Source organism: bacterium (assembly GCA_040757115.1).
Lineage (GTDB): Bacteria > UBA9089 > CG2-30-40-21 > CG2-30-40-21 > SBAY01 > JBFLXS01.
Genome location: JBFLYA010000157.1, coordinates 1 through 8,666, shown reverse-complemented (window position 1 = coordinate 8,666; position 8,666 = coordinate 1). Strand labels below are relative to the sequence as shown.

Here is an 8,666-nt window from a genome sequence, read left to right as displayed (position 1 = left end):
GTTTTCCACAATCAATTTCTACCTATTTCTATAAATTTCAATCTATATTCTATTATCTTATCTCCATATCACTCTTATCTCCTTATCCCCTTTCTTACACTTTTGATATATAGCCTGAACGGTTACCGATTTTACAGGCATATTTCTTAATTCATCTGCCTTCTTTAAAGGTTTCGGCTAATAATTGGCATAGGATTTGGGTTAAAAATTCCTTATCCCTTTTCAATCTCATTTTTTGCCAAAAGCCATCAACTAATACCTTCACCCGTCTATCTCCACCATAAAGTGTATCTCTTGCCTGCCAGATTTGTTTACCGGTTTCTACATTTACCAATCTGATACTAATTCCGACTTTACCTTTGCTATATTCAATCACCTGGCCAAGAATAACACCATGAGCACCTAACATTTTACCAATTTTGACGGCAGTTTCCTGGTCAATTCGGTTTGGGTCAAAATCCTGTTCTTTATAAAGTGCCTCAATTCTTATTCTTTCAACTAAATCAAAATCCCCCAATTTCCCCAGTTGTAGATTAAATTCATCAGTAACCTTTGGTCCGGCAGAATAATCACCGCTTGTATTTTCAAAAGGTAAAACAGCTATTCGTTGAGCGCGTAATTCAAATACTGCCTCTTTATCTACAAAGAAATTAGTTACTCGATAGGGATTTACCTGACCACAACCAGCGATAGTTAGAATCAAAAATCCCAAAATTATTTTCTTCATCTATTATCACCTCCATTACCAAATTATACGCCCAAAAATAATAATTGTCAATCTTTTTTCAATGGAATTCTGTTCTATCTTTACTTGTTTCATACATAGGATTAATAAACTTTAATATTACTCTTCCTAATTCACCGTCCATTCTTTCTATAACAGGTTTAACTATTACCCCTTCTTTTAAATGGTCACCACTGAGTAATGTATTTCCTTGAGCGAATTCTCTAATTTTATTCAAATCATATCCCCCGCGATAAAGGACAGGAACAATATGTTCACTTAACCCCAGCTGTTTCATTAATTCGATAAACTCATCCCAATTAAGATATCTTTCCGCAAAAAAAGCATCATAAAAGACTATTTTTTGTGTATTTAGCCCATATTGCAAGTTTTGGACTTTTTTACCATAGGCCTCGCCAAAGAGAACCGTTTTATCGGCTAATTTTTCTAATAAAATTTTATCATAGCCATTTTGTTTAATTGCCTTCCAGTATAAATTTCTCTCATCTTCTTTCCACATCCAGTTATGACCACCGACGAAGAGATTATTACCGTTTTTAGAAACCCTTAAATTTGAGCCATGAATTTTTTCTGTAACAATAATTTCTTCTCCGTCTTTAAATACATACGGGAAATTCTCATATCGTTCTACATCCGTATATTTGCAAATCCAATCTACCTCAGCATAAGGCACAACTTCACCTTGCATATCGATTGGGACTGGTGGTTCATATTTTTTAATCCCAATTTTATCGGTTACATCCTCTCCAACAGGTAAATTATCTTTATTTGGAATCAGGAGACCATAGGAATATTCTCCTCGAAGTCTTATAGCTTTAACCCGGAAATTTTTATCTCTTAAAAACTCAAATTCTGGAGTTTCTGGCACAACTGTATCTACAGGAATATAGATTGCTGTCCCTTCTGGTGCAAAATCTGAGGTGCGAACAACTACTTGCCATGTTGCCCCTTCTATATCCGCGATAGATAGGGTATCAGCATTGGGATGTGTTCTTAGTTTATATTTAACTACTTTGGCTTTAGATTCACTCATATTTCATTACCTCCTTTCATTTGGTAATTGGTAACTGGTAATTGGTAACTGGTAATTAGTTACCAGTTAATTTGGTAACTGGTAATTGGTTACCAATTACCAATAATTAGTTACCAGTTACCAATTTTTAATTTCGTGGGGCACAAACCATATTATACATTTAATTTCTTAAAAAAGCAACTAAAAAATTCGACCTGTGCAGGTAGAAAATTAAGAAAGTAGATTTTTAATAGTAAACGGGTGGATTTAGTAAGCGGATTTAACGGATTTAGCGGAAAAAGAAATAAAAAAAATCGTAACTATTCACCACGAAGGACACGGAGAGCACGAAGTGAAATTTGATGAATTATCGAATTCATGAAGCTCAAATATTGACATATATGAAATTGGCAAATATCAAGGTTGGTCTATTGATAAATTTCAATGTGGAAAGATTGAAAGAAGGCATAAAGAGATTTGTTCTGTAACATCTCCCTGCCCTTCGTGCTCTTCGTGGTGAATAGTTACAAAAATCCGCTCAATCCGTTCAATCCGCTTACAATAAAATTTTCGTTGACTTTTTCTCTGTTTTCTGTTATTATTACATATAAGTAAAAAAATCCCTGATTTTTCAAGAGGTAGAAAATTGGTAGAGTTAGATAAAATTGAGTTAAAATTAAAGGACATTCTTTCTCAAAAAAGATACAATCATTGTCTTAATACTCAAAATTTAGCCTCTTTTTTAGCCCGACATTATGTTGTTGAGCCACATAAGGTAAGGATAGCCGCTTTATTACATGATTGCGCCAAGGATTTATCGGATGAATTATTAAAAGATTACTTAAAAAAATATGGAATTATTTTAGATGAACTGGAGAGTAAGGAGAAACAATTATGGCACGCTCCCGTAGGAATGGTGTTAGCTCAAGAAAAATTTGGAATTACAGATAAGGAAATCCTACGAGCAATCAGAATTCATCCAACATTAGATAAAAATTCATCTACTCTGGAGAAAATAGTTTATGTTGCTGACTATATGGAGTATATGAAAAGTAACGGTGAAGAAAAATCATATCAAAGATTAAAAAATATTGCGATAACAGAGCTGGGAATAGTTACTTTTTGGATAATAAATTTCAAGATTCTTGATATTTTAAAGTCCAATGGTAGTATTCATCCTCGTTCCATTGAGGCAAGGAATGAATTGATAAATACCTTACAGGATAAGATAAAGTATTATGATATATAGACCTTAACCTTCTCTTAGAAGCCTCTCGGATAAAAATAGGAAGTAAGAAATGGGAAATAGGAAGTAAATAAAACAAAATTCCTACTTTCTACTCTCTACTCTCTACTTAAAAAGTGGGGGTGAAGGAAAAATTTGCGGTGTGCGAAGGCTAATAAAATTACCGCTTAATTTCATCCGAGAGCGTTCCTCTTATTTAAAGGAGATGATAATTTGCCAATAAAATCGGCTAAAAAAATAGCCCTACATTGTGCCGAGGCGGCACTTAATAAAAAAGCAAATGATGTGGTTATTTTAGAAATGAAAAAATTAACGGATATGACGGATTATTTTGTTATTTGCAGTGGCACATCAGATGTTCAAATTAGAGCGATTGCGGATGCAATAGATGAATTAGCAACTAAAGAAAAGTTTAAAATTCACCATATCGAAGGATATGAATGGGGAAATTGGATATTGATAGATTTATGTGATGTGATTATCCATATATTTTATGAAGAGACACGGAAATTCTATGATTTGGAAGGACTATGGGCAGATGCGAAGGTGATAGAGCATAATGCAAGGAGCTAATGTGGTGTTGAGTAAGTTTTGCACGGCGTATCATCAGATTTCATAACCTGCAAACGGATAACTGGTAACTGGTAATTGGTTAAATGGCTTCGTCATAAGCTCAATCGGACGGTATTTAATTACCAATTACCAATCACCAGTTACCAGAATTAAATTCCGTGCGTTATTTGTTCAACACGACACTAAGACTATGGAGCAGAGAAAATTCTTTCTTTCGTCAGGCTCCGTTCAACGTTTACTTATGTGGGGGTGTGGCGCAGCGGGAGCGCGCTTCCTTGGCATGGAAGAGGTCAGGGGTTCAATTCCCCTCACCTCCACCAAAAAGAAAGTAATCGGTGAAAGAAATGAAATATATTGTAGTTTTAATTACAACACCTCAGACTGAAGAGGCAACAAAAATTGCTAATAAATTAGTGGAGGATAAAATCGCCGCTTGCGTAAATATCATTCCGCATATCCATTCTATCTTCTGGTGGGAAAATAAAATAGATAAATCTGCGGAAAGTTTGTTGATAATTAAGACAAGAAAATCTCTATTAAAGAAATTAATAACTATGGTCAAAAAGGTTCATTCATATACCGTTCCTGAAATAATTGCCTTACCTATTATTGGCGGGAATGAAGATTATTTAAGATGGCTAAATGAATCAGTAAAAAAGGGAAAGTAAATATGCGTGCTTGTCTACAACGGGTAAAAGAAGCCTCGGTATCAGTTGATAATAAAATAATTGGTAAGATAGATAACGGCTTAGTGATATTATTAGGAATAACACATCAGGATACGATTAAGGATGTTGAGTATTTAGTCAATAAAATTGTTAATTTACGAATATTCGCAGATGAATCGAATAAATTTAATCTCTCGTTATTAGATATTAAAGGACAGGCATTGATTATTTCGCAATTTACATTATATGGTGATTGTCGTAAAGGCAGAAGACCTGATTTTACTCAAGCCGCTCCGCCGGAATTAGCCAGAGAATTATACATTAAATTTATAGAAACGATGAAAAAAACAAATATTAAAGTTGCCGAGGGTGAATTTGGGGCAATGATGTTAGTGGATATTCATAATGATGGACCAGTAACATTGGTAGTAGGGAGTAGGGAGTAGAGAGTAGAGAGAAGAAAAGAGAGAAGAGAGAGGAAAGAGGAAAGAAGAGAGAGTAGAGAGGATGAATAATATACATAAATTAGTTGTTGGCTTTATGGAAAGTAATTGCTATATTTTAGAAGATGGAAATGAGGCAATTGTTATTGACCCTGGTGGGGATGCTTACCTAATCCTTGATAAATTAAATGAATTAAAAACTAAACTCATTTATATTATTAATACACATGGTCATAGTGACCATATTGCAGGTAATAATGAGCTGAAAAATGCTACGGGCGCAAAAATACTTATCCATAAAAAAGATGCCGTGATGCTGACTGATTCTTCCTCAAACCTATCCGCATTTTTTTATGAACCGATAATTACTTCGGCAGATAGATTGTTAGAAGATGGTGAGTATATTGAAACAGGTCATTTAAAATTAAAAGTCATCCATACCCCCGGTCATACACAAGGGGGTATTTGTTTATCTGGAGATAAATTTATATTTACTGGCGATACATTATTTGCTGGTGGAATTGGGAGAACAGATTTTCCTGGTGGAGATTATAAAACCTTAATTGATTCTATTAATCAACACCTTTTAATCTTAGAAGATGAAACGATTATTTACCCAGGACATGGGAATATTTCAACAATTGGAGAGGAAAGAAAAACTAACCCATTTTTACAATGAAAGATAAGGTTGAAAATTTTATAAATTATCTGGGTATAGAACGAGGATTATCGCCTAATACCTGCTTTGCGTATGAGAGTGATATTGGACAATATATCTTGTTCCTTGAAAAAAATAACATACAATCAGTTGATTCAAAAGAGATAAATGTCTTAAATTATCTTACCTATCTAAGAAATAATCATTTAAAATCATCAAGTATCAGTAGAAAGGTAGCAAGTATTAAGGCATTTTATCGATTTCTGGAGAACGAGGGACAAATTAGTTATAATCCAACCCTTTATTTAGAATCTCCATATACAAAATCATGGGCGGTGAGTAAATTACCTAAGTTTTTAACCTATAAAGAGATAGAATCATTATTAAATCAACCCGATATTAACCAACCATTAGGTCTAAGAGATAAAGCGATGTTAGAATTTATGTATGCCACAGGTGCTCGGGTTTCAGAGGTTATACTTTTAAATGTGGGGCAGGTCAATTTAGAAATAGGGTTTGCAAATATTTTAGGCAAGGGCTCAAAAGAAAGGATAGTGCCTATCGGTCAAACAGCATTAACTTACCTGAGAGAATATCTGGAAAAAGCCAGACCATATTTAGTTAAAAATGATAATATCATCGAAAATCTGTTTGTAAATTGGCGAGGAAAGGGAATAACAAGACAGGCACTGTGGAAGATTATCAAAAGATATGCTCGATTGTGTGGAATAAAGAAGGAAATTTCTCCTCATACCTTGCGTCATTCATTTGCAACACATTTATTATCTAATGATGCTGACTTGCGAAGTGTTCAGGAGATGTTAGGGCATGTGAATATTACGACAACACAAATTTATACGCATATTCATCAGGCAAGATTGAAGACACTTCATGCAAAGTATCATCCAAGAGCGTAAATAGGAGATGGTGCCCCTTGATATTCTTACCTCTGTTTCTTCAAAATGCGAAAGTCAGGCTTAGTCTCTCCAATATCAATCAATAAGATGCTTTCTTTTTCTGATAGTTTTTTCACCGCATCGGTAAATCCACTCTTACTACACAACACAAAATATTCCTTCCTTCCATCCTTATACCAGAGGACTCTATCTTTCTTCTTGAGTAAAGCAGAATATACATCCAAATCTACGGGTTTGTTTGTCCATTTGCATTCGCCAAAGAGAATAGCCTTTTCCTTCTCATTGATGCCAACAATATCTATCTCTTCTTCGCTGTCCCAAAAACTGCCAATTTTATCAAATTTAGCCGGCAATTTATCATCCAATGAAAGAGAAAAGATGTATTCTCTGGCAATCTCTTCAAATGTCTCTCCCAGATATGTAGTAAAATCACGCCTGATTATATCCATTACATAATCCTCTCTTGCCTCTTCAAGATAAGAGAGATTGGGATAGACAAATCTAAACCAGAATCTAAAGAAATTATCCCTTATAACATAAATCCCTTTTCTGGATTTAAGGGGAATTTTTTCTGTTATCGGAACCTTTCTTTCTATTAATCCTAAACCAATCAAAACATCAAGATATTTTCCAACCATTCCCCTCTCCAGACCTGTAAATTGGACTATTTCATTTACCTTTGTCTTACTAAAAGATATTGCCTTAAGGATGGCAAAGTAGTTTTGTGGAGTGCGGAGTTCTTCCATTAAGATAAATTGAACCTCTCTGAAGAGTAGTTTATCCTCTTTAAGTATATTCTCCCTGATATTATCAAATGTATTTAGTTGTGGATAGACACACTTGAGGTATTGAGGAATATTGCCAAATACTGCAGAGATTTCAACTAATTCTGTTAAGCTCTTTTCAGGGAAGAAGTTCCTTATTTGAACGAAGTTAAACGGTTTTATTAAGAATTGCCCTGTTCTTCTGCCATAGAGAGGGCTTTTGTAAGAGAGTACCTCTTTTTCCATAAAACTCATCGATGAACCGCAGAGAATAAGAAATATCTTCCCCTGACTAATGTTTGTATCCCAATGTCGTTGTAAGATTGAAGGAAGCGATGGATTCGTCTCAACCAAATAAGGAAATTCATCAAAGACTAAAATAAATCTATCCGTAATCTTCCCGGAAAGATAGGCAAAGGCAGAATCCCAGGAGGTAAAAGGCTGAAGATTCAGGAAAGGGTCGGTAAAATATTCCTGACAAAGTGTTGAGAAAAGCTCCAATTGTTCTTTTTCAGACCGCTTATCGGCTAAGAAGTAAATATGCGGCTTGTTTTTAATAAAGTGCCTGATAAGCTCTGTTTTCCCTACTCTCCTTCTTCCATAGATGACTAAAAACTCTGGTTCGTTGGAAGTAAATCTTTTTTCTAATACCGCAAGTTCTTTTTCTCTATTTACAAACATAGATTATTCCTTAGTAACTTACTTTAGAGTAAATAATAACATATTTTTGAGCGGATGTCAATACTTTATTTGAATTGAAGGATGTTAACTCTTATCTTTTACCTAACCCATTAATTTAAAAATATTGACACCGTAGAATATTTATGATATAATTAAAGTAATTTAAGAAAAAGAACTTCAGGAGGTAAAGAAAATGATAAAAAAATTTTTAGCAGGAACAAATATGGTGGTAGTAAGTTTATTTTTTGCAAGCTATGGCTTTGCCGGGGTATTAGATGATTTTAAATTACTAAAAGATGTTGAGAAAATTAAGGAAGAAAACAAAGTCTTAAAAGAGGAAAATGCAAATCTTAAACAACAATTAACCGAGGCTAAAAAGGTTTCCTACCAGAATATTGCCCAGAGTAAATATAGAACTACTGCCTTGATAGCAGATAATTCTTTGATTGATGGGGATAAACAAGGTAGTAATTTAGTTCCTTTGTGGTATGAATTGGATTTTCATTACTCACGGGTAATTGATAAAGTGGTTGTTTATTTAACACCGGCGGAAAAGATGATTGATACCAAATTTTCTTTTCATTATTATGACCCGGTAAATCAACAATGGGAGAATTTAAGAAGTCTTAATAATGAGGGCAAAAATATAATAACATTAACATTCAACCCTTTAACTACCTCAAAATTAAAGATTTATTCTGCAATTAATATTCCTGTTGCTGAGATAGAAGTTTTTGGCTGGGTCATTGAACCCTGAATCTTGGTGGTGTCTTAATCTAGTGCTCTGTCGCCATTCAAGTGATTGATTGGCCGTTGTCCCCCGCTGGCGGGGATCTAATCCTTACCCACAAGTTGGGTAACAAGATGAGGTAAGCAAGGATAAACTATGAATGGGAGATTAGAGATTGCAGGAGAGCGGAGTGAGTGGCAAAATTCCAAATCACAAATTCCAAAATACA

10 protein-coding genes, 1 tRNA gene and 1 pseudogene are annotated in these 8,666 nt (G+C 34.4%); 9 read left to right on the top strand and 3 right to left on the bottom strand.

Annotation, left to right across the window (positions count from 1 at the left end; genetic code table 11):
* Window positions 1-151: 151 nt before the first annotated feature.
* Window positions 152-727: a CsgG/HfaB family protein gene (locus AB1422_13145; GenBank protein ID MEW6620256.1), complete on the bottom strand. Its 576-nt coding sequence runs from the start codon at window positions 725-727 to the stop codon at window positions 152-154.
* Between the two features lie 58 nt (window positions 728-785).
* Window positions 786-1,778: an RNA ligase (ATP) gene (locus AB1422_13140; GenBank protein ID MEW6620255.1), complete on the bottom strand. Its 993-nt coding sequence runs from the start codon at window positions 1,776-1,778 to the stop codon at window positions 786-788.
* Window positions 1,779-2,131: 353 nt separating this feature from the next.
* Between AB1422_13140 and AB1422_13135 the strand changes: the two are divergent.
* The 8 genes and pseudogenes from AB1422_13135 (at window position 2,132) to xerD (ending at window position 6,262) form a co-directional block, all read left to right on the top strand.
* A pseudogene (locus tag AB1422_13135) lies at window positions 2,132-2,245 on the top strand (GxxExxY protein).
* A gap of 158 nt (window positions 2,246-2,403) precedes the next feature.
* Window positions 2,404-3,006 carry a bis(5'-nucleosyl)-tetraphosphatase (symmetrical) YqeK gene (gene yqeK / locus AB1422_13130; protein ID MEW6620254.1) on the top strand — a complete coding sequence of 201 codons (603 nt, stop codon included), beginning with the start codon at window positions 2,404-2,406 and terminating at the stop codon, window positions 3,004-3,006.
* Between the two features lie 210 nt (window positions 3,007-3,216).
* Window positions 3,217-3,576 carry a ribosome silencing factor gene (gene rsfS / locus AB1422_13125; GenBank protein ID MEW6620253.1) on the top strand — a complete coding sequence of 120 codons (360 nt, stop codon included), beginning with the start codon at window positions 3,217-3,219 and terminating at the stop codon, window positions 3,574-3,576.
* Window positions 3,577-3,821: 245 nt separating this feature from the next.
* Window positions 3,822-3,896: transfer RNA gene (locus tag AB1422_13120), tRNA-Ala, on the top strand.
* Between the two features lie 24 nt (window positions 3,897-3,920).
* Window positions 3,921-4,244, top strand: coding sequence for a divalent-cation tolerance protein CutA (gene cutA / locus AB1422_13115; protein MEW6620252.1), 324 nt, complete (start codon window positions 3,921-3,923; stop codon window positions 4,242-4,244).
* Between the two features lie 2 nt (window positions 4,245-4,246).
* On the top strand, window positions 4,247-4,690 hold the full coding sequence (gene dtd / locus AB1422_13110; protein ID MEW6620251.1) for a D-aminoacyl-tRNA deacylase: 444 nt from the start codon (window positions 4,247-4,249) through the stop codon (window positions 4,688-4,690).
* 61 nt (window positions 4,691-4,751) lie between these two features.
* Complete coding sequence (locus AB1422_13105; protein ID MEW6620250.1) at window positions 4,752-5,366, top strand: MBL fold metallo-hydrolase; 615 nt, start codon at window positions 4,752-4,754, stop codon at window positions 5,364-5,366.
* Window positions 5,363-6,262: a site-specific tyrosine recombinase XerD gene (xerD, locus tag AB1422_13100; GenBank protein ID MEW6620249.1), complete on the top strand. Its 900-nt coding sequence runs from the start codon at window positions 5,363-5,365 to the stop codon at window positions 6,260-6,262. Before AB1422_13105 ends, xerD begins: the two co-directional genes overlap by 4 nt.
* A 26-nt stretch (window positions 6,263-6,288) precedes the next feature.
* Here the strand turns inward: xerD and AB1422_13095 are convergent, their stop codons facing one another.
* Window positions 6,289-7,707 (bottom strand): ATP-binding protein, encoded by a 1,419-nt coding sequence (locus AB1422_13095; protein MEW6620248.1) that lies wholly within the window; start codon window positions 7,705-7,707, stop codon window positions 6,289-6,291.
* Between the two features lie 193 nt (window positions 7,708-7,900).
* On the opposite strand from AB1422_13095, the gene AB1422_13090 reads away from it, so the two are divergent.
* A complete protein-coding gene (locus AB1422_13090; GenBank protein MEW6620247.1) occupies window positions 7,901-8,464 on the top strand; it encodes a hypothetical protein in 564 nt (187 codons plus the stop codon).
* Window positions 8,465-8,666: the final 202 nt, after the last annotated feature.

Excerpts from the sequence above, each read along its gene's own strand:
- AB1422_13145 (MEW6620256.1), bottom strand. The coding sequence starts at position 727 with ATGAAGAAAATAATTTTGGGATTTTTGATTCTAACTATCGCTGGTTGT.
- AB1422_13140 (MEW6620255.1), bottom strand. The coding sequence starts at position 1,778 with ATGAGTGAATCTAAAGCCAAAGTAGTTAAATATAAACTAAGAACACAT.
- cutA (MEW6620252.1), top strand. The coding sequence starts at position 3,921 with ATGAAATATATTGTAGTTTTAATTACAACACCTCAGACTGAAGAGGCA.
- dtd (MEW6620251.1), top strand. The coding sequence starts at position 4,247 with ATGCGTGCTTGTCTACAACGGGTAAAAGAAGCCTCGGTATCAGTTGAT.
- AB1422_13105 (MEW6620250.1), top strand. The coding sequence starts at position 4,752 with ATGAATAATATACATAAATTAGTTGTTGGCTTTATGGAAAGTAATTGC.
- xerD (MEW6620249.1), top strand. The coding sequence starts at position 5,363 with ATGAAAGATAAGGTTGAAAATTTTATAAATTATCTGGGTATAGAACGA.
- AB1422_13095 (MEW6620248.1), bottom strand. The coding sequence starts at position 7,707 with ATGTTTGTAAATAGAGAAAAAGAACTTGCGGTATTAGAAAAAAGATTT.
- AB1422_13090 (MEW6620247.1), top strand. The coding sequence starts at position 7,901 with ATGATAAAAAAATTTTTAGCAGGAACAAATATGGTGGTAGTAAGTTTA.